This is a genomic window from Echinicola shivajiensis, assembly GCF_018642165.1.
Taxonomy (GTDB): Bacteria; Bacteroidota; Bacteroidia; order Cytophagales; family Cyclobacteriaceae; genus Echinicola; species Echinicola shivajiensis.
Map to the genome: position 1 here is coordinate 133,373 of NZ_JAHHZM010000009.1, position 25,064 is coordinate 158,436.

The 25,064-nt window shown below is 39.6% G+C and carries 20 protein-coding genes and 2 tRNA genes; 11 read left to right on the top strand and 11 right to left on the bottom strand.

Annotation, left to right across the window (positions count from 1 at the left end; all coding sequences use genetic code 11):
* Window positions 1-106 precede the first annotated feature (106 nt).
* Window positions 107-3,172 (top strand): SusC/RagA family TonB-linked outer membrane protein, encoded by a 3,066-nt coding sequence (locus tag KMW37_RS15480; RefSeq protein WP_215225557.1) that lies wholly within the window; start codon window positions 107-109, stop codon window positions 3,170-3,172.
* 2 nt (window positions 3,173-3,174) lie between these two features.
* On the top strand, window positions 3,175-4,776 hold the full coding sequence (locus KMW37_RS15485) for a SusD/RagB family nutrient-binding outer membrane lipoprotein (protein ID WP_215225558.1): 1,602 nt from the start codon (window positions 3,175-3,177) through the stop codon (window positions 4,774-4,776).
* A gap of 71 nt (window positions 4,777-4,847) precedes the next feature.
* Here the strand turns inward: KMW37_RS15485 and KMW37_RS15490 are convergent, their stop codons facing one another.
* Window positions 4,848-5,987 carry a DUF4221 family protein gene (locus KMW37_RS15490; protein ID WP_215225559.1) on the bottom strand — a complete coding sequence of 380 codons (1,140 nt, stop codon included), beginning with the start codon at window positions 5,985-5,987 and terminating at the stop codon, window positions 4,848-4,850.
* A gap of 276 nt (window positions 5,988-6,263) precedes the next feature.
* A complete protein-coding gene (locus KMW37_RS15495) occupies window positions 6,264-6,806 on the bottom strand; it encodes an RNA methyltransferase (protein ID WP_246581520.1) in 543 nt (180 codons plus the stop codon).
* Window positions 6,807-6,894: 88 nt separating this feature from the next.
* On the opposite strand from KMW37_RS15495, the gene mutS reads away from it, so the two are divergent.
* The 4 genes from mutS to KMW37_RS15515 all read left to right on the top strand — a co-directional run bounded on the left by mutS (window position 6,895) and on the right by KMW37_RS15515 (window position 11,192).
* The gene (mutS, locus tag KMW37_RS15500) at window positions 6,895-9,504 is read left to right on the top strand and encodes a DNA mismatch repair protein MutS (protein ID WP_215225560.1); all 2,610 of its coding nucleotides are present in this window, start codon (window positions 6,895-6,897) and stop codon (window positions 9,502-9,504) included.
* Between the two features lie 148 nt (window positions 9,505-9,652).
* Window positions 9,653-9,725: transfer RNA gene (locus KMW37_RS15505), tRNA-Gly, on the top strand.
* 93 nt (window positions 9,726-9,818) lie between these two features.
* Window positions 9,819-9,902: transfer RNA gene (locus KMW37_RS15510), tRNA-Leu, on the top strand.
* Between the two features lie 486 nt (window positions 9,903-10,388).
* Window positions 10,389-11,192 (top strand): hypothetical protein, encoded by an 804-nt coding sequence (locus KMW37_RS15515; protein WP_246581521.1) that lies wholly within the window; start codon window positions 10,389-10,391, stop codon window positions 11,190-11,192.
* Between the two features lie 102 nt (window positions 11,193-11,294).
* On the opposite strand, the gene KMW37_RS15520 is transcribed toward KMW37_RS15515, so the two are convergent.
* The gene (locus tag KMW37_RS15520; protein WP_215225561.1) at window positions 11,295-11,609 is read right to left on the bottom strand and encodes an ExbD/TolR family protein; all 315 of its coding nucleotides are present in this window, start codon (window positions 11,607-11,609) and stop codon (window positions 11,295-11,297) included.
* 168 nt (window positions 11,610-11,777) lie between these two features.
* On the opposite strand from KMW37_RS15520, the gene KMW37_RS15525 reads away from it, so the two are divergent.
* The 5 genes from KMW37_RS15525 (at window position 11,778) to KMW37_RS15545 (ending at window position 18,316) form a co-directional block, all read left to right on the top strand.
* The gene (locus KMW37_RS15525) at window positions 11,778-12,977 is read left to right on the top strand and encodes a CehA/McbA family metallohydrolase domain-containing protein (protein WP_215225562.1); all 1,200 of its coding nucleotides are present in this window, start codon (window positions 11,778-11,780) and stop codon (window positions 12,975-12,977) included.
* A 243-nt stretch (window positions 12,978-13,220) separates the two neighbouring features.
* The gene (locus tag KMW37_RS15530) at window positions 13,221-14,819 is read left to right on the top strand and encodes a sodium:solute symporter family transporter (protein WP_215225563.1); all 1,599 of its coding nucleotides are present in this window, start codon (window positions 13,221-13,223) and stop codon (window positions 14,817-14,819) included.
* A 60-nt stretch (window positions 14,820-14,879) separates the two neighbouring features.
* The gene (locus KMW37_RS15535; protein WP_246581522.1) at window positions 14,880-15,962 is read left to right on the top strand and encodes a Gfo/Idh/MocA family protein; all 1,083 of its coding nucleotides are present in this window, start codon (window positions 14,880-14,882) and stop codon (window positions 15,960-15,962) included.
* A gap of 27 nt (window positions 15,963-15,989) precedes the next feature.
* Window positions 15,990-17,225: an enolase C-terminal domain-like protein gene (locus tag KMW37_RS15540; protein ID WP_215225564.1), complete on the top strand. Its 1,236-nt coding sequence runs from the start codon at window positions 15,990-15,992 to the stop codon at window positions 17,223-17,225.
* Between the two features lie 20 nt (window positions 17,226-17,245).
* Entirely contained in the window at window positions 17,246-18,316 is a 1,071-nt protein-coding gene (locus KMW37_RS15545; protein WP_215225565.1) for a glycoside hydrolase family protein, read from the top strand.
* A gap of 123 nt (window positions 18,317-18,439) precedes the next feature.
* On the opposite strand, the gene KMW37_RS15550 is transcribed toward KMW37_RS15545, so the two are convergent.
* From KMW37_RS15550 to KMW37_RS15585, 8 genes are all read right to left on the bottom strand, one after another.
* Window positions 18,440-19,111, bottom strand: a complete 672-nt coding sequence (locus tag KMW37_RS15550) for a DNA alkylation repair protein (protein ID WP_215225566.1) — start codon at window positions 19,109-19,111, stop codon at window positions 18,440-18,442.
* Between the two features lie 19 nt (window positions 19,112-19,130).
* Window positions 19,131-19,631, bottom strand: a complete 501-nt coding sequence (locus KMW37_RS15555) for an SRPBCC family protein (RefSeq protein ID WP_215225567.1) — start codon at window positions 19,629-19,631, stop codon at window positions 19,131-19,133.
* Between the two features lie 23 nt (window positions 19,632-19,654).
* The gene (locus KMW37_RS15560) at window positions 19,655-20,215 is read right to left on the bottom strand and encodes a YfiT family bacillithiol transferase (protein WP_215225568.1); all 561 of its coding nucleotides are present in this window, start codon (window positions 20,213-20,215) and stop codon (window positions 19,655-19,657) included.
* A 236-nt stretch (window positions 20,216-20,451) separates the two neighbouring features.
* Complete coding sequence (locus tag KMW37_RS15565; protein WP_215225569.1) at window positions 20,452-20,961, bottom strand: hypothetical protein; 510 nt, start codon at window positions 20,959-20,961, stop codon at window positions 20,452-20,454.
* A gap of 68 nt (window positions 20,962-21,029) precedes the next feature.
* Window positions 21,030-22,628: an arylsulfatase gene (locus KMW37_RS15570; RefSeq protein ID WP_215225570.1), complete on the bottom strand. Its 1,599-nt coding sequence runs from the start codon at window positions 22,626-22,628 to the stop codon at window positions 21,030-21,032.
* Between the two features lie 74 nt (window positions 22,629-22,702).
* Window positions 22,703-23,167, bottom strand: coding sequence for a hypothetical protein (locus KMW37_RS15575; protein WP_215225571.1), 465 nt, complete (start codon window positions 23,165-23,167; stop codon window positions 22,703-22,705).
* Between the two features lie 250 nt (window positions 23,168-23,417).
* A complete protein-coding gene (locus tag KMW37_RS15580) occupies window positions 23,418-23,726 on the bottom strand; it encodes a hypothetical protein (RefSeq protein ID WP_215225572.1) in 309 nt (102 codons plus the stop codon).
* Between the two features lie 2 nt (window positions 23,727-23,728).
* The gene (locus tag KMW37_RS15585; protein ID WP_215225573.1) at window positions 23,729-25,048 is read right to left on the bottom strand and encodes a PepSY-associated TM helix domain-containing protein; all 1,320 of its coding nucleotides are present in this window, start codon (window positions 25,046-25,048) and stop codon (window positions 23,729-23,731) included.
* Window positions 25,049-25,064: the final 16 nt, after the last annotated feature.

The window sequence follows — 25,064 nt, forward strand, 5'->3', positions numbered from 1 at the left end:
TACAGAATTTATGATGTATCATAATGTGAAAAAAGTAATTATTTAAGTTATAAAGTGTTAAAAATACTTTATATTTAGAATTAGCTTAATAAATTAAATAATCCCTATGAACAAAAATCTACAATCCCTGATGGTGTTTGTGATGCTGCTGTTCAGTCAGACAGTTTTAGCACAAACCAAGACGATTTCAGGAACGGTTACAGATGCGGGTGATGGTACTGCCATTCCCGGGGTAAACGTATTTCTGAAAGGTACTACGAACGGTACTTCCACCGATTTGGATGGAAAGTATTCTTTGGCCAATGTTCCAGAAGATGGTACACTGGTTTTTTCTTTTATTGGCTATGTTTCCCAAGAGGTTTCGGCTGCAGGAAAAAGCACAATTAATATTGATCTTGCCCAGGATACGGAAGAACTGGGTGAAGTGGTGGTAACTGCTTTGGGTATCAGTAAGGAAAAAGAAAAGCTAGGTTACTCCGTGACGGAAGTGGGCAGCGAGAGTTTAAACAAAGCCCGTGAAACGAACGTAGCCAACTCTCTTGCTGGTCGAGTGGCTGGTTTGGTAGTGAAAGGCACGAGTAGTGGACCGGGCGGTACAGCTAAAATTACCCTGAGAGGTTTACCAAGTATTAGTGGTACAGGCTCTCCGCTTTATGTGATCAATGGTGTCCCAATGGACAACTCCCAAAGAGGATCTGCTGGTCAATGGGGCGGTAGTGATAACGGTGACGGTATTGGTAACCTGAGTCCGGATGATATTGAGTCCATGACGGTGTTGAAAGGACAGGCTGCTTCGGCACTATATGGAACTAGGGCTTCCAATGGTGTAATTATGATTACAACCAAAAAGGGTTCAAAAGGAGATGATTGGTCCTTGAATTATACTTTAAACTATATGGCCGAAAAGCCCATTGACTTTACAGATTTTCAGCAAGTATATGGACAAGGTACAGGAGGTATCAAACCAGGAAGTGCGGATGAGGCTAAGACTACCGGGAGGTTGGCTTGGGGTGCTATGATGGATGGAAGTTCTGTTTTGGGCTTTGACGGTAATCAGTATACTTATAGCCCCGCTTCTGAAAATTATATTGATTTTTACAGAACGGGTTCTAATCTTACCAATACAGTGTCTATTTCCAAAGGTTTTGCTGATGGGTCTTTTAGATTTTCCTATTCTAATTTGAATGCCAAATCTATTGTTCCTAATAGTGATGTGAACAGGAATACCTTTAACTTGAATGTGGATCAGAACATTTCCGATAAGATCAATATTTCTGCTATGATCAACTATATTGATCAGCGTTCAGAAAATATTCCTTTTTTGAGTGATGGTCCTAAAAACCCAAACAACTTTCTTTTCTTGGCTCCTAATATTGATCATAATATTTTCGCTCCAGGATATGATGAAGCGACAGGTGCAGAGACTGTGTTCAGTGATGATATTTATGTGACCAATCCTTATTTTATCACAAATCAAGGTGTTAATGACTTGACAAGGAGAAGGATGATTTCTGCTATTTCTGCCAAATACAGTTTTACGGAAAAAATCTACGCTATGTTAAGAATGGGGAATGATGTTTCCAATGATAAAGTCTTCGGAGTGGATCCTTATGGTCTAGCTTATACAGCGAATTTGCAAGGGGGCTTATCTTCTAGAGGTCAGTCCGAAAGATCAGAGCTCAATGTGGATGCTATCTTCGGAGCCCAAGTGGACTTGACCCAAGACATAGATTTAGATGCCATCATTGGGGCAAGTGTTAGAAATAACAAATACGAAACAGTGGGAGTGGGAGGTAGCAGATTTGTGCTTCCTTATTTGTACTCTCCTTTTAATGTGGAGGCTTTCTCAAGATCCTATGATTATGATGAAAGAGAAGTTCATTCAGGATATTATTCATTGGGTTTTGGTTATAAAGACTTCTTGACATTGACTACAACGGGTAGGTATGATGTTTATAGTACTTTATATCCAACTGATGATGCGGGTATATTTTCTCCATCAGTGACAGCGGCTTTCATTTTTGATCGCTTGCTGAATATTCCAGCGATGGATTTTGGTAAGTTGAGAGCGTCCTATGCGGTAACCAGTGGTGAGCCTTACGAAGCATATTTGACCAAGTTTTATTATTCTTCTGCCAATGCCTATAATGGAGTTCCTGCAGGTTCTTCTCCTTTGACTTTGCCCAACCAAAACTTAAAGCCATTTACAACTGATGAAATTGAAATTGGCTTGGATGTAAGTTTCTTTAAAGGAAGATTGGCCTTTGATGTGGCTTATTTTGATAAAACAACCCATGACGAGATCATGAATGCCAATTTAAGTATTACCTCAGGCTTTAATGGCTATACTGTAGCGACAGGTTCTACCAATAATAAAGGGCTTGAAGTATTGGTAACAGGTGTGCCAATTAGAAATAATGATTTCAGTTGGACCAGTTCATTTAACTTAACCACTTTAAAAAACAAAGTACTGAGCACGGATATTAATAACAATCCTGTGAATTTGGGCCAAAACAGGGCTACTTTAGGTAATGCGGTTACTGCATATGTGGTTGGTGAGTCAGGGCCTCAGATTAGGGCCTATGATTATGCCTATGACGGTAATGGGAATATCATGGTAGATGAGGCAGGACTTCCTATTAGAGGTGAACTGAAAAACTGGGGTACTGTATTGCCAACTCTTTATGGAGGCTGGAATAACGAATTCAACTATAAAGGAGTTAATTTGTCTTTCCTAATAGATTATAGCTATGGTAATAAAGTGCTTTCAGCTACTGAATTCTACTCTCATTTCAGAGGGTTACATAAAAACACCCTTGTAGGAAGGGAAGGCGGCGTGACCAATGATGGTGTTACGGCTAGTGCGGAAGATTATTATAGGGCTTTGGTACAAAATGTCACAGCAACCAGTGTGGTAGACGGAGATTATATCAAGTTGAGGCAGTTTACACTTGGTTATTCTTTGCCGTCCAGAATATTTGCCAATACTCCAGTGCTGAAGGGATTGGATATTTCCTTTGTGGCCAGAAACCTTGCGATTCTTATGCGAAAAGCGGATAATATAGATCCAGAGGCCAGTTTCGGATCCAATATCAACTACACTGGTATAGAAGGTACCAGTTTGCCTAGCACCAGATCTTTCGGATTTAACCTTAACTTTAAATTGAACTGATCATGAAAAGATATATATCCTTATTCTTAACAGGATTATTACTGGCAGTCTCTGCCTGTGATGATAATTTTGAAGATATCAACACCGATCCTAACCGAGCGGACGGTAATTTGTTTGATCCTAACCTGATCCTGCCAACTGTATCCTATGATTATGGAAATATGGTGACTGGTTATACAGGTTCCATACTTTTCCAAAGTATGTGGGTGCAGGTTTTTGCGTCTACCACTACTGGTGGGGCCAACTATTATTCCAATGGTGATAAATATGTAGCCTCTGTAAATACCAATAGCTATATTCAAAATGTTTGGGCCAATGGTTATTCAGCAGCCTCTAGAGTGTATCAAATGCAGTCGCTTGCTCAGGAAAAGGGTTTGACAAATTTGGATGCTGTAGGGGAAATCATGAAGATTTTGACACTCTCCTTTGTATCTGATATTTATGGTGATGTGCCTTATTCAGAAGCTTTGCAAGCTGAAGATGGAATCACCCAGCCAGTTTATGATGCTCAGGATGCATTGTATATGAGGATGCTTGAGGACCTTGATGGTGCATTGAGTACTTTGGGTTCTGGTACAGATGCCATTTCAAATGATGTGCTTTATGGCGGGGATGTAACCAAATGGAAAAAATTTGGGTATTCATTGATGCTTAAAATGGCCATGAGATTGGTAGATGTGGATGCTACCACCTCGCAGACTTATGTGCAAAAAGCTGTAGCCGGTGGTGTTTTTGCTTCCACTGCGGATGAAGCTGTTTTGGTGTCAGACCAAACCAATGGCTATGCCAATTCCAGTGCAAATGCCCTGAATACAGTGGATGATGTTTATGAGGTTCGTTGGTCCAAAAATCTGATTGATTTTATGAAGGCTGTGAACGACCCAAGGCTTCCAGTAATTGCTGAAGTACCACCAGCAGGTTTGGCAGCTAATAGAAACGGTAATGTTGTAGGGGATAATGATCCTGCCGTACAAATAGGTTTGCCAAATGGTTATGACCTTAAAGGTGGAGATACGGACGTAGTGAATGAGCCTAATTATCCTGGAGCAACTGGTTCTGGGGACGATGTAGCTCCAATAGGTGCTTATTCTAGACCTACTGCTATCTATAGAGACAGAGATGCGCCGGTATTTATTTTGACCTATGCAGAAGTAGAGCTTTTATTGGCTGATGCGGCTTTGAGAGGTTATAGTACTCCGATGACTGCTGCTGAACATTATAGAGCAGGTGTGATCGCTGCGATGACCAGTATAGGGAAATTTGGTGGTGGAGCAGTAAGTGCGTCAGATGCAGTGAGCTTTGCTGATGCCAATCCATTAGATATGAGCACTACTGAGAATGGATTGAAAATGGTCAATGAGCAAATCTGGGCCACTACGGGTGTGATGGTTAACTTTGTGGAATCTTGGAATAACTGGAAAAGATCAGGTTATCCTGAGTTGACGCCAGTGACTTACACTGGTAGCTTCTCTCCAGGACAAATTCCTAGAAGACAGCTTTACCCAGCTTCAGAAAGTACTACCAACCCTACCAGCTTAGCTGATGCTATTGCACGAATGGGTGGTGATTCTTGGACAACCAGGGTATGGTGGGATGCACAATAGACATCCGATCATAATGATTTGAATAAATACAAAAGGAGGGTTTCGGCCCTCCTTTTTTTGATATGGTTGATTTAAATTCCCTTCACCTCCATCACCACAAAGGCGAGTTCATCTTCTATATTGTGTTGGAAGAATATTTTGTTGTCTTTAATAAAGCTGTTGGTTGAATAGTGTTCCTTTGGAATTTCGTTTTCTGAGATTTGGTTGAAATTTTTATCAAAAACTGTTAGAACATAGGTCCAGTTTTGTTGTTGGGGAGAATCTTTACCTAAAGAAATTCTATAATATTTTTCTTGTTCAGGGTCTGTAATTAAATTCCTGAAGATAATCACATTGGGGGTTTCGATATTTATTCTACGGAATTCTTCTTGAGAATGGACAATATTCTTCTTCGGTTTTGGTTGTCTGTTGGCTGTTAATTTGCTTTCAAAAGTATAATATATTGTGGTGTCATTTTTAATGTCGTAAACGAAAAGTTCGTTAACAGAACTGTTTGATATTAAAATCCTATCGTTTTCCCTTTGAAAGTAAATAGATGCACTTCTGGAAGTTCTACCACCATCACTAATGAAATCTACCTTATAGGCTTTAACGGCATCAAGACCTTTTAAGGGTTTTTTTGTAAAAGTTTTTGATTTTATATCAACTACAGCAATACCGTGAGGTTCTCCATAGCCGTGTCCATAAAACGAATAATATTTATATGTTTTTGGATCTATGGATCCGAATGTGTCTATGCGTTCATTTGTGCTTAAACTATCACCATTGAGATCATCGTTGTTCAATTGAAAGCTCTCCAATTTTTGTCCAGTGCTATTAAAAATTTGTATCCCATCATTGAAGTTATTGATCATGAATTTATCTTGATCAAAATGATCAATGCTGGATACATAGCTGGTGGTACCATTGGGGCCTTCGGTTTCAAAAGGTATTTGCTTTTCCAGCTTGAAATCCTTCAAATTGATGACATCAATTACGTTTTGTTTGTAGTTGTAGTTGAAATAGTAATTTAGATCATCACTAAAGTCTGTCCTTGCATCTTGATTTTCAATTAAAATTATTTCTTCTCCCGAATCGATAAAGAGCGTGTCTACTACTTCTAGTGTGAATTTCTTTTCTGAATTTTCAGTCAAACTTGATGTTTCCTTGGTGGTTTTTTCAGTACAGGAAAAGATTAAAAAAGGCAAAGCTGCAAAAAAATGCTTTTTCATAAAATGGATGTGTTTAGATTCAAAATATATTTAAAACTAAAGCTTTTGGAGAAGAATGCAATTGGCTATCAAAAAAATGGACTTGCAAATTCCTGATAATGGATAGGTCAGGATTTTAAATCCCGACCAGCAAGTGTATGGTCCCACCAGCAAGCAGTGTTTATTTATAGTGTTAAAATTTCTAACATCTGTGTTTATCTTATTTAACTACCAGACCGGCGAGGCATGTCTTTGATAGTTTAAGAAAATAATGCCCTGTAAAACGAAGCTCACAAATTAATTTCCTTGCAATACGCCCATTTTGGATACAAAATCCCAGATGGTGATACCCATGCTCACTGAGATATTTAAGGAATGTTTGGTGCCGAATTGAGGTATTTCCAGTACATGGTCGCTTGCTTGTATAACCTCTTCTTCCACCCCGAAGACTTCATTGCCAAAGACAAGAGCATATTTTCCATCTTGTGAGGGCTGGAAATCCTGGAGCATGGTACTTTTGTCTACTTGCTCCAAGGAACAGATTTGATATCCATTTGCCTTGAGTGAGTCAATGGCCTCCATGGTGCTGCTTGTATGCTCCCATTCTACAGACTCGGTTGCACCTAAGGCAGTTTTTTGAATGTCTCTATGTGGTGGGGTGCCTGTGATTCCGCAAAGGTATATTTTCTCAATACGGAAAGCATCAGAAGTTCTGAAGGCGGAGCCTACATTGTTCAGGCTACGGATATTGTCCAGGACAATGACCAAAGGTATTTTGTTTGCGGTTTTATATTCATCAACAGACAGTCTGTTGAGCTCGTCCATGCTTAATTTTTTCATTCGGTTTTTGTTTACCTTTTTGAATCGATTAATTTCAACCCTTGAATAATTTCCAAAAGTAACATTTAAGATTTAAATCCGGTAGAAGATGGCCAAAGCAAAGGCAAAAGCAGCGAAGGAAACTCCCTTGATGAAGCAATATAACAGTATCAAAGCCAAACACCCAGGTGCTTTATTGCTGTTTCGAGTGGGTGATTTCTATGAGACATTTGGGGAAGATGCCATCAAGGCCAGTAAGGTGCTGGATATTGTTTTGACCAAGCGGGCCAATGGTTCGGCAAGTCATATTGAATTGGCCGGATTTCCACATCATTCCTTGGACAGCTATTTGCCCAAGCTGGTAAGGGCAGGGAATAGGGTGGCCATTTGTGACCAATTGGAAGATCCAAAAGAGGTCAAGGGAATTGTAAAAAGAGGAGTGACCGAATTGGTGACTCCAGGCCTTTCTTTCAATGATAATGTGTTGGATAAGCGCAGGAATAATTACCTGGCATCGATCTATTTTGGGAAGCAAAGTTTAGGTGTTGCCTTTTTGGATTTGTCTACGGGCGAATTTATGTGTGCCGAAGGGAGCGATTCTTATATAGAAAAACTTTTGCAGAGCTTTAATCCTTCTGAGGTCATTTACTCTAAAGCTGACAAGGCCAAAGCTGCAGACTTGCTAAAGGATGAATATACTACCTTTCATTGTGAAGATTGGGTTTTCCAATATGATTATACCTATGAAAAGCTGACTAATCATTTTGAGACAGCCAATTTGAAGGGCTTTGGCATAGAGAACCAAGGGCATGGGATTATCGCTGCTGGAGCGGTGCTTTATTACCTTGCAGAGACTGAGCATAAGGAAGTCAAACATATTGCCTCAATTTCCAGGATTGCAGAGGAGAAATTCGTTTGGTTGGATAAGTTTACCATTCGTAACCTAGAATTGGTTTATCCACAGCAAGATGGTGGGGTTCCTTTAATTCAGATTCTGGACCAAACAGTGACACCAATGGGCTCCAGGATGTTGAAGAAGTGGATGGTGTTGCCATTAAAGGAGAAGGCTCCGATAGAAGAAAGGTTGAAAGTAGTGGAGTATTTCCATTCTGAACCAGAATTAAGTGACGAAATCCTTTCGCATTTGAAGCATATTGGGGATTTGGAAAGATTGATTTCAAAGGTGGCTGTGGGAAGGATCAATCCGCGAGAAATGAACCAGCTTAAAAAGGCCTTGAAAAGTTCTCTGCCTATTAAGGGGTTGCTCAAAGACCAGAAAAACCCTTCACTCAAAAAATTGGGTGACCAGATCAACGCTTGTGAGTTCTTACTGGAGAAAATAGAAAGAGAACTTAAAGAAGATGCGCCAATGCTCGTCCATCAAGGTAATATCATCTGTGATGGAGTGGATGCTGAGCTGGATGAATACCGTAAACTGGCAACTTCTGGAAAAGACTATTTGGTACAAATCCAACAAAGAGAAGTTCAGCGGACTGGTATCAGTAGTCTGAAAATCGCTTATAATAAGGTGTTTGGATATTATCTCGAGGTATCCAATGCGCATAAGGATAAAGTTCCGACAGAATGGATCAGAAAGCAGACTTTGGTGAATGCGGAGAGGTATATTACCGAGGAGCTAAAGGAATATGAAGATAAGATTCTCCATGCAGAAGAAAAGTTAATTGTATTGGAGCACAAGTACTTCAATCTTTTGGTGCAAAGTGCCGGAGAGTATGTGACGCAAATCCAGGAAAATGCGAGAATCTTGGCTACTGTGGATTGCTTGGTTTCATTTGCACAGGTGGCCATCAGCAATAACTATTGCAGGCCAAAGGTAGCGGATACCGATACCTTGGAGATTAAGGACGGCCGTCATCCCGTGATCGAAAAGCAACTGCCTATAGGGGAGGATTATGTTCCCAATGATATTTATTTGGATAATAGTTCACAGCAAGTCATTATTATTACCGGGCCTAACATGGCGGGTAAGTCGGCCTTATTGAGGCAAACAGCTTTGATTGTCTTGATGGCCCAAATGGGAAGCTTTGTGCCGGCCTCTTATGCACGGATTGGGATTATTGACAAGGTCTTTACTAGGGTGGGGGCTTCTGATAACCTTTCAAAAGGTGAATCAACCTTTATGGTGGAAATGACTGAGACAGCAAGTATCCTCAATAACCTTTCTGATAGAAGCTTAGTGTTAATGGATGAAATCGGCCGAGGTACTTCTACCTATGATGGTATATCTATTGCTTGGTCTATTGTGGAGTTTTTGCATAACCATCCTAAGTTCAAGGCAAAGACATTATTTGCGACTCATTACCATGAATTGAACCAATTGGCCGAAGATTTTCCTAAAGTGAAGAACTTCAATGTGTCTGTAAAAGAGGTGGGGGATAAGGTGATCTTTATGCGTAAGCTGAAAGAAGGGGGTAGTGAGCATAGTTTTGGTATTCATGTAGCCCAGATGGCCGGTATGCCTAATCCAGTGGTGTTAAGAGCTGCTGAGATCATGGGGCATTTAGAACAAGACAAGGATATGCATAAACAGCAGGAAAAAATGAAAGATGTTCCAAAGAACAATTTCCAGTTGAGTTTGTTTGAGATTGATCCCAAGTTCAAGGAAGCTCAGGAGCTTTTGGATGCTATTGATATCAATACAATTTCACCTGTGGAGGCCCTTTTGAAACTTAATGAAATCAAGAAAAAGCTGGAATAAAAATCTCCTTGAAAATCAGTAGAATACGGATTTTTGAGTAAAAAACATGAAAAATTTTTATCAGAGCACTTGTGGTTTAGAAAAGTCTGCGTACATTTGCACTCACAATGACGGAGATAACACGGTCAAAGTCAAAGTTTCTAAACAAGCGAAAGTAGCTCAGCTGGTAGAGCACGACCTTGCCAAGGTCGGGGTCGCGAGTTCGAATCTCGTCTTTCGCTCTCAAGGGCCCTTGTAAGAAGGGCTTTCTTGTTTCTGAAACAGCTTAGCTTTTCAGTTCAAGAGAAAGAAAACTTCTATTCAAACTAGAAGAAGCCGGGATGGTGGAACTGGTAGACACGCAAGACTTAAAATCTTGTGGCCATTAGGCCGTGCGGGTTCGATTCCCGCTCCTGGTACAGAAGCCTCGTAGCAATACGGGGCTTTTTGTATTTTATTTTTATAGAATAGATGTCAGACTAAAGACAATAGATTGAAAAAAACGGATTTAGTTATCAATTCATGAAAAATCTGTGTTCATCCTTTTCATCAATAATTAGATGTATATATGGGTTAATAAAGCTGATCCCTGAATTACCTTTCTACCCTAGAAAAATTGCTGGATCCGTTTTTATGACCTTTTTCAAAATGCGCAGTACCAAGTTTTTATAAGAATGGGATAGGGCATGGCAAATGCCTTTTATTTGGACTTCCACATTGCAAATGTGAAACAGCTTAAATAGAGAAATTATCTGTTATTCATTTTACTTGGTTTAACCTGCTTTTATGGTAGTGTACAATATTGGTCTTATTGTTGATGTTAATAAGTCGCTAATATATATTTACTGTAATGTCCAAAAGGCATTATATTGTTTGATTATAGTCACCATCTAAACAAATATATTATGAAGAAAATACTTGGAGTATTTTTAGCGGTGCTTGTGGTTTTTGCCTCCTGTACCAATAATGAAGGGCCAGAGATGCCAGTAGGGGATGCCCCTATCATGCCACCGGAATTAAGTATGGCCCCTGATATGAGCCTATTTGATGACCAAGGCTCTGAAGGAAACCGTGAAATACAAGTGGGAAACTGGGCGTTCGCAGCTATAAATGTTGGAGTGTATTCAGCTATACTTTATCAGCATTTAGTAGTTCCCGTAACAGCTTTTAAAGCGACAATTGGTACAAATGCTATATATAATGAATCGGAAGGCCTATGGGTATGGGAAAAGGATTTTCAAATTCCTGAAAAAGGTTCCTTTAGTATTCGTCTTACAGCAGAGGTAGTAGAAGAGGATATCTTTTGGACCGGATATGTATCTGGTGAGGGTTTGAATAAGTTCGTTTGGTTTACTGGTGAGTCAAGCAAAAATGGCCAAGAAGGCAGCTGGCAGCTTTATGAAAGCCCTGAGAACCCTTCAGTTTGGCTTTCAAACAGATGGGAAATCAATAGAGAGGCAGGTAATGGCTTTACTAAATTTACAGTAGAAAAAGAGGGAGATCATAAAGGCAGTTCCATCAGATATGCCGTAAACGGTGATGAGTATTTTGATAGAATGGTTACCATCTTTAATGCTGCTGAGGAAAATACCATTTATGTGGACTGGAGAAGTGATGAGAAAAATGGAAGGGTTAAAAGTTTAGCTCATTTTGGTGATGAAATGTACCATTGCTGGGATGGAAGCCTTCAGAACGTTAATTGTGAATAATAATCCTGTGCAATAGGTTAATGATATAAAGCTCGGTAAACTTCAATTTACCGGGCTTTTCTTGTTAATCTCCTTTGGTAATTAACGCAAAAAAGGTTTTCTTCAAAGGGATTGAAATTTTATCTTTCTAAGGTTCATTTCTTTAAGGCTGTACTGAAGATCTGATATAACACCCATTTTTATATTTTTATTAGCTTTAATAGTGACCAATTGGTTATTGTCCATATCCTTCATTTGATTTTTTAAGGCGAGTTTTAGGTTGTTAATTTTTAACGGTTTTCCATTGATGTGTACTAATTCATTATTTGTTACCTCAATGATAATCGGTTTTTCAATGGATTCCATTTTTGAATTTTCATCATTGGAACAGGCCGTAATGACACTTATTAGGAGTAAAGCAAAATAGATATAATTCATCTTAATTGGGTTTAAGTTTGTAATGGATCCAATATATTAAAAGTTTAGTTAATTAAAAACTATCTGATTAGTTATTGTAATCGAAGAATAATATAATAATGCTAATGCTTCTTAGTGATTTCATATCTATAATTATTTAATTAGCTTAAGAGAACAAAAACTGAAGCCATGAGATTGATACAATTTTTAGTATTGCTAGCTGTTCTTTCCAGCTGTAGTAATAGCAAGGAAACTGTTGAAGAAAAAAACTGGTACAAAGGGAATCTTCACACTCATTCATATTGGAGTGATGGCGATGACTATCCTGAAATGATTATGGATTGGTATAAATCCCATGGATATGATTTCGCTGTTTTATCTGACCATAATGTGCTGGCTAGGCAGGAGAGATGGAAGGTGGTTCCAAAATCTCCAACACATCAGAAGGCCTTTGACAAATATTTGGAGCAATATGGTGAAGACTGGGTGGAGTATCGAGAGGATTCAGCAGGAAGGGTGGAAGTGAAGCTGAAAACATTGGAAGAGTACAGGACACTTTTTGAGGAGAATGAGAAGTTTTTGATTGTTGAATCGGAGGAGGTGACCGCGAGTTTTGAGAAAAAGCCCCTGCATATGAATGTCACCAATATTCAGGAACTGATCGAGCCACAAGGGGGCAATTCTATACCAGAAATTCTACAGAATAATATTGACAAGGTGAAGGAGCAACGTGAGCTGACTGGAGAGCCTATGTTTTTGCATATCAACCATCCCAATTTTGGCTGGGCTATCTCACCTGAGGACATCATCCAACTGAATGGAGAGCGGTTTTTCGAAGTATATAATGGCCATCCATACGTGAATAATTATGGGGATTCCTTGAGGCCAAGTATGGAAATGTTATGGGACAAGGTACAGGTAGCTTATTTGCAAGCTAGCAAGCCCCTATTATATGGTCTAGCTGTAGATGATGCGCATAATTATCATGTTTTCAATGAAAAGAGCAGTAATCCGGGCCGAGGATGGGTGGTCGTAAGGTCATCGGAATTGAAGCCCACTGCATTGATTGAAGCTATGGAGGCAGGTGATTTTTATGCTTCCACAGGGGTAAGTTTTAAGCGTTTGGATTTTGATGGGAAGACATTGAGTTTGGAAGTAGATGTTGAGGCAGGGGTGCATTATACCATACAGTTTTTTGGGACGAAGAAATCTTCTCCTGAAAAATATGGGGCTTTGTTGAAAGAAGTGAAAGATGCTAGTGCTGAGTATACCTTGCAAATAGATGATATGTATGTTAGGGCAAAGGTGGTTTCATCCAAGCCAAAGGAAAATCCTTATAAACCTGGGGATACTGAATTGGCCTGGACGCAGCCAGTGGTTATGGAATGATATGAGTAAGAAACCCTATTGCTCAATAGCTATTGTATTATAATTTAGGCCATGCAGTTATGTATGGCCTAAATTATTCAATTAGGGATTAGAATTGATGAATCTCAGACTTAATTTATTGGATAATAATTTCTATAAAATATAATTAGGTCTTTTGCACTAAAATTTATAGTTTTCGGAAAGAAAGTAGTTACCATACTTTTGGGGAACTGTTTCTTACCTAAATTTTAAACCAAAATAGAATTGAATACCATATCACCAATTGACTTAATCATCATTATAGCTTACCTCGTTTTGATCGTTGCGGTAGGTCTTTGGTTTAGTAGAAAAAGTAAGCAGAGTAGCTCAGGTTATTTTTTGGCCGGAAAATCTCTGACCTGGTCTGTTATAGGAGCCTCTCTGTTTGCCTCAAATATTTCCACCGTCCATTTAGTTGGTTTAGCAGAATCAGGTTTTCGGGATGGTATTGTATGGGGCAATTTCGAATGGTTCTCATCTTTTGAACTGATCATATTGGCATTTTTATTTGTGCCATTTTTCCTTAGGACGAAAATATCGACCTTACCTGAATTTCTGGAAAAAAGATATGATAGTCGGTCCAGGATGATATTGGCCATCTTTAGCATTTTGGCAGCATTGTTTATGCATATAGGTGTGAGCTTTTATGCTGGAGCGGTGGTTTTTGAGCATATTTTTGGTTTGAATATCATGGTCTCCATCTTGATCATTGCCGCAGCCACCGGTATTTATACAATTATCGGAGGGCTTACTTCAGTGGTTATCACAGAAACTGTACAGACGGTAATTTTGATTTTTGGTTCCTTGGCAATTACCCTGCTGGCCATTTATAAGTTGCCTGAAATGGGTATAGCCTCCTATGATGCTTTGAAGGATGCAGTAGATCCTGACAGGTTAAAGGCAGTTAGCTTTGATAGTGCCAAGAAAGGTTTCACATTTATGGATATGCTGTTTGGACATTTGGTTCTAGGGATCTGGTATTGGTGTACGGACCAAACAATAGTGCAGCGGGTTCTGGGAGCTAAATCGGAAAAAGAGGCGAAGCTTGGGGCACTCTTTGCCGGCTTCTTAAAAATCCTTCCGGTATTTATTATGGTGGTACCAGGTATATTGGCCTTTGCCCTTTTCAGAGAGGAAATCGGCGATGATACCAAGCAGGTTCTTCCTGTTATGATTATGAACCTTTTGCCTATTGGAATGAAAGGATTAATGGTGGCGGCTTTATTGGCAGCAGTGATGAGTAGTGTGGCAGCGGCCCTTAATAGCTGTTCAACCTTGGTTGTTTTTGATGTTATCTCCAAGTTGAAGCCCGATTTGTCAGATCAAGGCAAAGTAAGAATTGGGCGTATCACTGGAATAGTGGTTTTGGTGATGGCGGTGATTTGGTCACCATTTCTAGGGGATCTGGGGGCAATTTTTGAACTGATCAACCAGATGTTCAGCATATTTGCCCCATCCATTGTTGTGGTCTTTTTGTGGGGAGTCATTTCCAGAAAAGGTACTGCCAATGCAGCCTTTTGGACATTGCTATTGGGGAGTTCTTTTGCTGCCATCGTATTTATTCTTGAAAAATATGTTCCTATCAATGGAATAACCAACTATATCTCCAGTGCTGATGGTTTAGGCCTCAATTGGTTAAGACAGACCTACCTATACTTTATCATTTCTACCTTAATATATGTGGGAGTTTCATTATTTGATAACTCTGATCAGTATATCCCAGAGGAGTTTTACTTAAAAATGAACAAGCCGTCTAGGTTGGTCAATTATCTAAGTGCTTTCCTTGTGCTGGTAATGCTAGCGCTTTATTATGTGTTTTATTAAAGATAGTGTATTGGCGGAGACTAGGGACCTGATTACAGATGATTTTGAGGATTAGGTTTTATGAATCAAGAATTAAAAGATATGCAGATTAAACAGCGAGTCATATTGCCCAAAACACCATTGCCGATTGTCATTATCGGTGCTGGAGGTATTGTGAAGGATGCGCATTTGCCTGCCTATCAAATGGCAGGTTTTAGGGTTCAGGGTATTTTTGATCCTGATATCGTAAAAGCGGAATCTCTCAAGCACCAATTTCCAGGACTGGAAAAGGTCTATCAAAGCCTTTCTGACTTAATAGCAGATGGAATAAGTACTGGGGCAGTTTTTGATATTGCGGTGCCTGCAAGTAAAGTTATTGAAATATTAGAGGAGTTGCCTGATGGGGCTGTGGTTCTGATCCAAAAGCCTATGGGGGAAACTTTGGAACAGGCCGAGGCGATACAGGCCATTTGCGAGAGAAAGCAGCTTGTCAGCGCAGTTAATTTTCAACTTAGATATGCTCCCTATGTTTTGGCCGCTAGGGATTTAATTGATCGGGGTCACTTGGGAAGTATTTATGATATAGAGATCAAGGTCAATGTCTATACGCCTTGGCAGCTTTGGGACTTTTTGTTTGAGCTACCAAGGATGGAGATTTTATATCACAGTGTTCACTATCTGGATTTGATTAGAAGCTTTTTGGGCAATCCAAAAAAGGTATATGCGAGTACTATAAAACATCCCAAAATGCCAGACTTGGCTTCGACCCGTTCAAGTATAATTCTTGATTATGATGAATTTACACAGGCACGGATCATGACCAACCATGGGCATGAATTTGGGCTGAAACACCAAGAATCATACTTGAAGATCGAGGGTACTAAAGGAGCCATAAAAATAAGGATAGGACTTTCCTTGGATTATCCGAAGGGCATGCCACCGAAAATGGAATATGTGATTTTGGAAGATGAAAAAGGTTGGCAGGAACTTCCTTTGGAGGGAGGCTGGTTTCCACATGCCTTTATAGGTACTATGTCAGATCTTCAGCGATTTTACCAGGGTGAAATAGAAGTCTTGCCACACAGCACAGAAGATGCTTTTCAGACCATGAAACTGGTAGAGGCCGCCTATAAATCTAGTGAGGATGGCGGAACAAATTTTTAATAGAAATAAAGAGAATAATTAATAGATATGAAGTCAGTAGTAATCAAAAAAGGAATTGCAGAAGATGCGCGTTTTCAGCTAAAAGATGGAGCAGGGTCAGATGCAATTCATACCACACCAATCTATGCTTATGCTGTATGTCGATTGAGAACAGACACAGGACTTGAAGGTGTGGGCTTGGCCTTTACATTGGGGGCTGGAAATGAAATGGTGTGTAAGGCAATATCCTATTTGGTCAAACATCTTGAAGGAAGGGAAATAAATGAGTTGATGGCTGACTTTGGCACTGCTTATAAGGCTATGGTCGATGATCCCAATTTCCGCTGGTTAGGACCACATAAGGGGGTAGTGCATTTGGCGGTAGCTTCAGTGGTGAATGCTTGTTATGACCTCTGGGCTAAATCAAAGGGATTACCATTATGGCAGTTATTGATTGAGTTAAGTCCTCAAGAAATCGTAAATACGCTTGATTTTTCCTACTGCGAAGAGGTTTTGTCAAAGGAAGAAGCTATAACACTTCTCAATTCCAAGCAAATTGGAAAAATGGAGCGTAAAAAGATCTTGGATCTAGGCTATCCGGGCTATGATACTTCCATTGGTTGGTTTAACTATTCTGATGAAAAGGTGGCTGCTAATATCAAAAAGGCCATGGATATGGGTTTTACAGCAATGAAGCTGAAAGTGGGTTCCAAAGATGCTGCACGAGATATCAGAAGAGCCCAAATGGTAAGGGAAATTGCCGGAGATAATGCCACCATCATGTTTGATGCTAATCAGCAGTGGAACCTTCAGGAATCCATTAATATTTGTAAGGAACTTTTGCCCTTAAATCCCTATTGGGTGGAGGAGCCAACCCATCCAGATGATGTTCAGGCCCATGTGACTTTGGCTAAAGAAGTGCCTGTGGCACTAGCCTTAGGTGAGCATGTGCCCAATAAGGTTATTTTCAAGAATTTCCTTCAATCAGGATGCATGAGCTTTAATCAAGTTGATGCGGTTCGAGTAGGGGGAATATCAGAATTTATTCTGATCAGTTTGCTCTCGAAAAAATTTGATGTGCCTGTGGTCCCTCATGTAGGTGATATGGGACAGATTCACCAGCATCTGGTTTTATTTAACCATATTACTATGGATCACCCTGCTTTGCTTTTGGAGCACATTCCGCACCTCAAGCAATATTTCCAGCACCCTGTGGAAATTATAGATGGCAGATACAAAACGCCTCAAGAACCTGGTATTGGAGCTGAATTAATGGGATATTAACTAGTTGGATTTGCACAATAATGGAATTTAATAAAATATTATTCTGGACGTGCCTATTGATTGGGCAGGGATTGGGCATGGCTTTCGCTCAGAAGGGATCAAGTAGTTTATCCTTTGTTGCTGAAGGACTTGAATGGAAGGGTGTAGCCGTTCAAGATGAGGATTATTCTATTTGGGGCTGTGCACCTATAGTTGGCGAAGATGGCAAGGTCCATATTTTTGCTGCACGATGGCCCGAAAAAAATGTGGATCCAGCTTGGAGAAAGTCTTCCGAAATAGCCCATTATGTGTCAGATAGTCCTGAAGGCCCATTCGTATTTTCAGATATTGCTATACAAGGCACAGGTGAGGATACCTGGGACAAATATGCTCCGCATAACCCGGAAATAGCTAAAGTTGGAGATAAATATGTGCTGCTTTACATTGCCAATACAGATTATAACCGTCCTCCCCATCCAGCCAATCAAAGAATAGGCATGGCAACGTCTGATTCGCCTTATGGTCCTTGGGAAAAAGTCGGGGATGATGGTTTGATCATCGATGCCGATAACCCTGAAAAGTGGAATTATCAATCAAGAAATGGAGCTGTCAATCCGGTGTTTTTGGAGAAGGATGGTAAATTCTTTATTTATTTTAAATCCCACGGAAAGACAGGTTTGAAATATGGGCTGGCAATCAGCGAGAAGCTGGAAGGTCCATACGAAATAACTGAAAAACCAGTGACCTCCAATGAAGGAACCTTAGAGGATGGAACGGCTTTTATCTATAATGATTATGTTTATTTATTGACTACTGATAATCATGGTCAGAATACCGGTATAAACGGAGGAGGGACCCTTTGGAAGTCAAAAGATGGAAAATCTTTCGATCTAAAGGACGCGACAATTGGGTATAAGAATATAGAGGATTATTATGAAAAATATCAGGAAAGTTTGGTAAGAAAAATTTATGGGGGATTGCCCAAATTAATGGAGCGGCCTAAAGTACTCATGATAGACGGAAAACCTGCTTATTTGTATGGGCCAAGTGGTTGGAATTATTTTGGTGGTGACCGTACAGTATGCCATGTGCTGAAAATTAATTTGGATTAGTCTAAGGTACTTGTAAATAGTAAAAGGAAAACCGGTCTTAAGCATTCGCTAGACCGGTTTTTTTATGCTATTCTTAAAGATACGCCTCCCAATGTTTTTCTAACCGTTGGGGTTTTAGTTTCCTTAATTTTTGATCAACCTTAACGCCTCTTTTTTACTCAAGTTTGCTAATGAGGTCCTTTTCACAAAGTCCATCACCCAGTCAGGGGCAGTTTTGCTGTATTGTCTCAGTATCCAACCGATAGCCTTATTGATAAAGAATTCCTTTGACCCAAGTAATGAATTGATGGTGTGGACAAGTAAGTTTGTGTCTAGGTTTTTCTTATAGTTGAGTTGGAAGAGGAGGGTAGAGCGCTGCAGCCATAAATGGTCACTAGCTAACCATTTATCCACATACTTTTTACGGGCTTCAGGATATTGCAAAAAATAAGCCCCCATCAGTTTTACAGCAATAAAATCAACAGTATCCCACCATGATTTGTTTCTGACCATATATTCAAAAAGATCAATATCTTGGGGTTCCAGGTTTTTGATGTACTTGTAGGCTAGCTCCTGTGCAAACAATTGGAAGTCCCTTTCAGGCTTATTCCAAAGAATCTCGACCAGTTCAGGTAGTTTTTCCTTGGGTGGAAGATTCGCCTTCATCAAGAAGGGTTGCTGCAGTTTTCTCCTTAATGGTGTTTTAATTCCAAAAAACTCAAAATTTTCTTTCATATAGGCTTTTTGGCCCTTTGCTACTATAGCATTGGCATTAAGTCTAAACTCATCCTCAAGCGTCCTAATATATCCGTCCATCAAATTTCTAAGTAAAAAATCAATCCATGAAGGATTCTACATCTTTATTTCTTAAATCAAGTCCTCCCTGCAAAATGGAATTAAGGTTTACCAAATAAAAGGTCCAACCTGTCTTGCAGCCAACATGATAATTTTCCTTGGTAGTATTATAATGTGGGATATTCTCTTGATCGAGCTTGACGATCGTCTTTCCATTATCTTCAAGTATGTTAACACTGACTATCCCTGCCTTGCCAAAACTGAATTTTAAATGATCCTTACCATTGATTTCCAGGATTTCCCCTTCTTCCATTACAGAGTCGGGATATCCATGCCATAACCATTTGTAGGTGTCCAAGATATGGAGATGATCATTTTTGTCTCGTACTTTACCGGAAGCATCTTTAAATTCTGCGGAACGCAGAAACCAACTCTCAAGACCAGCAGGAGTGGTCCAAGCATCATAAATACTTTTTACATCACTCTTAATTGGAGTTTTTATGGTAAACCTACTCCAGTCAAATGTACTATTTTCAGACATGGTTATATGGGGTTTAGGATTTATTAGATTGTGTTTTTATTAAAGTTTCCCTGATGCGCTAGAGCTTGCTTAATATGAGCCAAATGGTGCTCACAATGCCATGCATACATACCAATGGTTTCTTTCAGATTTAACTCTTTGCGATGCTCTGGGTGGTAGTAAGTTTTATTTAGATCTTTTTCATCCAAGCTTTTTAGTAATAGAGTCCAGCGATGATGCAAGGCCGAAATCAGCATTAGGGAGGCAGAAATATCCTTATCCTGATAATCCGCCAATTTGGCCCATCGATCCTCAAAATAAGGTTTGATGCTAGGGCTGTCTTCGGTAAGTGCTAATTTAAATCTTATGATACTATTTATATGACTATCTGCACAATGGTGAACTACTTCCCTAATATTCCAGCCATCAGGCCGATATGGCCATTCCCTTTCCTCATCTGTAAGCCCTTTTGTAAGGGCTTTGATTTTCTCAGGAAAGTCAGCTATAGCTGTTATCCAATTATTTATCTTGTCCTCATCTATGGTTAAAGGAAGCTTAAAAGTGCCTATGGGATATTTTAATTTTTGAAGTTCAAGGTTGTCCATGAGCCTGTAAAATTTAGTAATGATGTAATTTAAAAATTCTTTATCAATAGCATTCTTCTGGGACTAATGTTCAGGGAAATCGATTTTAAGGTATCAGTGCAAAGATGTCAGCCTGAGCGGAGTCGAAGGCTAGACGTAGGACCTCGACTCCGCTCGGTCTGACCCTTTATTACCTGCATTAAATAACAACTTGGCCAAAAGGCGATTTCCCTAGACTAATGTTCTGTTTTGACTTTTCAATCAGGTTTTCTTTTATAAATACCTTTAAATGCTACTTTTTCTACCTCTAGATTCCGATCCAATATCTCCCAAAGCTGGATGATACTACCATCTGTTCCAATGGTCCAAGTGATACGGTTGTATTGCCATTTGCCTTCCGGACTTTGACTCAGTTCACTCTGCAAAACCATACTGCTAGCAGTGGCCTTTCCTTTTAGCTGAAGGTTATTCCCTTGATTGTCAACCCAAATCTGGTTCCAAGTAGAATCGGCAGGATCATAGAAATTAAAACTACTGCCAGTGCTGCCTGATTTTCCTTGCCAGTTTTCTTGGATCAAGCATCCTGCTTCCATTTTGACAATATTATTTTCACCTATTTTCTTCCCATCGGTATCATAAACATTCCATTCCCCTAGCCAAAAGTCAAATTGGAGATGGTTTTGTGTACAGCAACCGCATTCTGCTTGAGCTAGGGTATAATGGTGGATTGATATCAAAAGGAAAAAAATGGACACAAACTTTTGCATAGTCTTTGGATTTATAAGCTATACATAATTTAAGTAAAATATGTCCTAATGGCAACATAGTCAGTTGTTTAGTGTTTAGTGTTCCCAGAAGTGTTTTTAATGACGTTAATCTGGTTTTTGCCTGAACCGTATAGGCCATTTTGGAAGTCCCCATCACATGCCTCTAGCATTAATTTTTTGAGCTGTTCCAGTTTTTCAGGTTTTTGCTTAGAAAGGTCATTCTCCTCCTTATAATCCTTTGGTAGATAGTATAACTCGAAGACATTTTTCCTCAAATAAGACCTGATTTTCCAACCATCTTCTGTAATTAAGGTAGGTCCTTCAAATGAAGAATGTACTATATAATCATGCGATTTTTGTTCTCCATCTCCTAATAAAGTATTAAGAAATGAAATACCATCAGAACCGGTATTTTTGCTAAAGCCAGTTATTTCGGCCATGGTTGGTAAAAAGTCATAATTGGTAACCAATAAATCCGAACTGCTTCCAGCTTTTACCTTGCCGGGCCATCTCACGATCAAAGGAACCTCAATACCACCTTGTAGGTTACTTCTTTTCATTCCCGCACGGCCATTATTGCCATCAAAGATATCTCCAGCCAGTTCACTATAGTATTTCCTTTCCAAATTGTCAAAACGTTCACCTGTTTGCATATTGGTGTATGGCTTTAGCACCCGGTCTTTCATGCTATAGTATATCTCATGGCCATTGTCTGATGTGAAAATTACGATGGTATTATCATCAATTCCATTTTTCTTTAGTTCATCCAAGATTTCCCCAACATTATCATCCAGCAATTTGACCATGGAGGCATATTCCTTTTCGATTTGTGTCAGATCATTCAGTTTAGCAATTTCTGGATGTACAGCAGGAATGGACACAGGCCCGTGAGGCAGCTGGGTAGGGAAGTAAAGGAAAAAAGGCTGATCTTTCTTTTCCCGAATGAAGCTAAGAACCTCTTCCATAAAAATGTTCTGGGAATAAACGGCCTTTCCGTTCATGTCCCACCTTTCTCTATAGGCTTCTTCGGTCTCCATTTCAATGCTTTTTCCACCGTTTATTAGCGTATTGCCAGGGATTTCTAATAATTCACCATCTTCAAAAAGAAAGGGAGGATAAAAGCCATGGGCACGCACGTGGTCCAAGTATCCTAAATAATGGTCCCAGCCATGTCGCTTCATTTGCATATGGGAAGCAGAGAAACCCCATTCCAACTTTCCAAATTGGGCAGTGGTATAGCCTGCTTCCTGAGCTACTTGGCCCAAGAATACTTGCTCCTCAGGAATTGGGCTGAGGGCTGTATTGATCATATTCTCTATTTCTTCGTGCTGCAATTCTCCCGTACTGATAGCTTCATATAGTTTTCCCTGGGTGATTTCAAAACCATCTTCATGGCAATCATGCAAACCAGTAATCAAAGCAGCTCTTGCTGGGGCACAAAGCATGCTTCCGCTGGCATTGGTAAACCGCATGCCTTCCGCTGCTAAGCGGTCGATGTTGGGAGTTTGGATATATTGCTGTCCTTCATGGCTGAGAAGTCCTTTTCCTAGATCATCAGCATATATCAGGATAATATTTGGCTTTGAAACTATGTCCGCTTTCTTGTTACAGGAAGTGGCAATGATCAATGATGTAATAAATAAAATAGTTTGGGTTTTAATATTCATGTTTATGGGATAATATAAAGTCAAGCCTTGCAGATTGACTTTGGTGGTAAATCTAAAATTGGGGAAAGGGCAGATTATCTTATCTTAACCTCTGAAACCATGGCCTCAGGATCCAATACCTTTTGTTTTTCCTCGGGGCTGAGGGACAATTCAGAAATGGTTTTTGATTGGGAAGGTTTATGAAGGAGGAATATAATGATCATGATACCAGCAAGGCCTAGGAATAGTAGGTCTGCGCTTACAAAGTAGGCAACAATGGCTGTTATTGCAGGAACTTCCAGCATGGCGTATTTGACCACCAAAGCTGTAATATATCCCGTTAACTTGTCCTTCAATTGTTTGTTCTGTTTAATTTTAATCAACTGCTTCTTGAAATAGATACTTGAGCCAAATATGGCGGTCAGCACTAAAGTCGGAATTAGAAATTTCAAAAATAGGTTGAAATCCACATCTGGATTCTCAGGTTTTTCGGTCAAAAAATAGGCTGCAGTGAAAAATCCTATTTGGGTAATCAATAACATATTATAAAGAATAGACATGTTTTTGAAATACTCTTTTGATGATTGGGCCTGAGTACGCATATGAATTCGATTGAACTTAAAATCTATTAAAAAATAATATTAAGCATAAATTTATAAACTAACTATATGGATAATGAGGTCAGGAGAGTTTTGGATAATTGTTGATAGATTTTGATCAATATTTTATAAGTAGCGGTATAAATTATTGTGCAAATTGATCCTATCAATTGAGATTATACCTTAAAACTGGTGGTCTTTGAATATCACTTTAAATGCTGAATACTGCTATGCAGATAATTATGGCCAAGATGCTCACCCATTTGTTTTTGGCCATAGCTGACCAAGTGCAGGCTAGGGTAGCGAAGAGGTAGATCATGGAGGAGAATTGTTGGGAATTCTTGTAATCTGCCCAATTTCCCTTTCCTTCATAATAATAAAAAGTATTGTTACCTGAGAGATTAGGTGCGTTAAGCCATTCTGAAACTGAATACAGGAAAAACACCAAAGAAACCAGCCCTAAAGCCAGTACCAAGGGAACCAGGTAATGTTGGTTGAATTGTTGTATTTTAGTTTTCATGCTTAATTCGTTAAATTTTTCCCAGATTTAAATTTCTGGACAAGGACTTTTCCTAAGCCCCTTATGATCAAGATTAAGAAGAAGCCATAAACCAAAGTGGTGACCAATAAGGACGGAATGCCAATTCCATAATTTGTACTTAAAATGGCTATGATTGCCAAAAACATAAGCATTCCGATTGACCACTTCTTTAATATGGTATTGATAGGAGTAAAATCAGCCTCTTTTTCCCTGTGTTTTTTTGTGCGTTCCAAGTAAATAATAAAGCCGCTTAAGGACAGATAGGCTGAGCATAAAGCAAGGAAGCAGTATAATAATTTTAATGGAATCCCTGCAAAATCCCCAAAATGGAAGGATTCCTGTACAAAGAATAGTTTTGCTCCAAAATCCTGATCGCTGATATTATATTGGTGAAGTTTTGCATAATCTGCTTTGTCCAAAACCAATTTATTGGACCTTCTTTCATAGGTTTGACCTTTAACGTTTCCGTAGATATGGATCAATGCCTGACCATTGGTAGTAGGACGGATATTCCACGGCTGCATTTCAGGAAACTCGTCTTGGATCCTATCGAGTATTAAATCATAATCAAGGGGAAAGACAGTGTCTTCGGCTTTGCTCAGGAGTTTTTCCTGCCTCACATAATTATTGGGCAAATCCATATCAGCGGCTTGCATGAGATATACTTGCAGACCTAGCCAAGCACCGGTGATGGCAATTACGAAGTTAAATACCAAGGTGGCCACACCGATCATTTTGTGGATATCTCCTTGGGTGATGCGCGTGTTTTTTTTGCGGATTTCACCAAAGGCATGCGTTTTCATGAATTTTCCGTAAATGAGGAAGCCGGTAATGGTAGAAATCAATAGGGCGATTCCTGCCAGACCTACTATTTGCCTGCCAAATTCCGCTTCATAAAGCCGCACATGGATATTCCTGAGGTAATAGCTGAATGACTCAAAATAGTTTCTTTGGCCTAGAATTTCTCCAGTGTAGGGGTTGATATAAACTTCCCAAAACATGGGGTATAATTCTTCGGCTTCTTTGGGTTTAAGGCGGATGTTCCAGGTGTCGACATAAGCCTTTGGAAGTTCCACCTCAAAAAGATTTTTGTCAGGGTTGGCGGCCAAGGCCTTATTCACAGCCTCGGTTAAGGATACAGTTTTAGATTGCTTTTCTACTTTGGTCAGACTTGGATTGAGGGCCCTGTCAATTTCTGGGCGAAAAAGGGCAGCGGCACCAGTGATACATAGGAATGCTATCACCACACCTGTATAAAGTCCGATCCAGTTATGAATTCGCCAAAGTAGTTTTGTATCCATATTTATAAACTCAAAA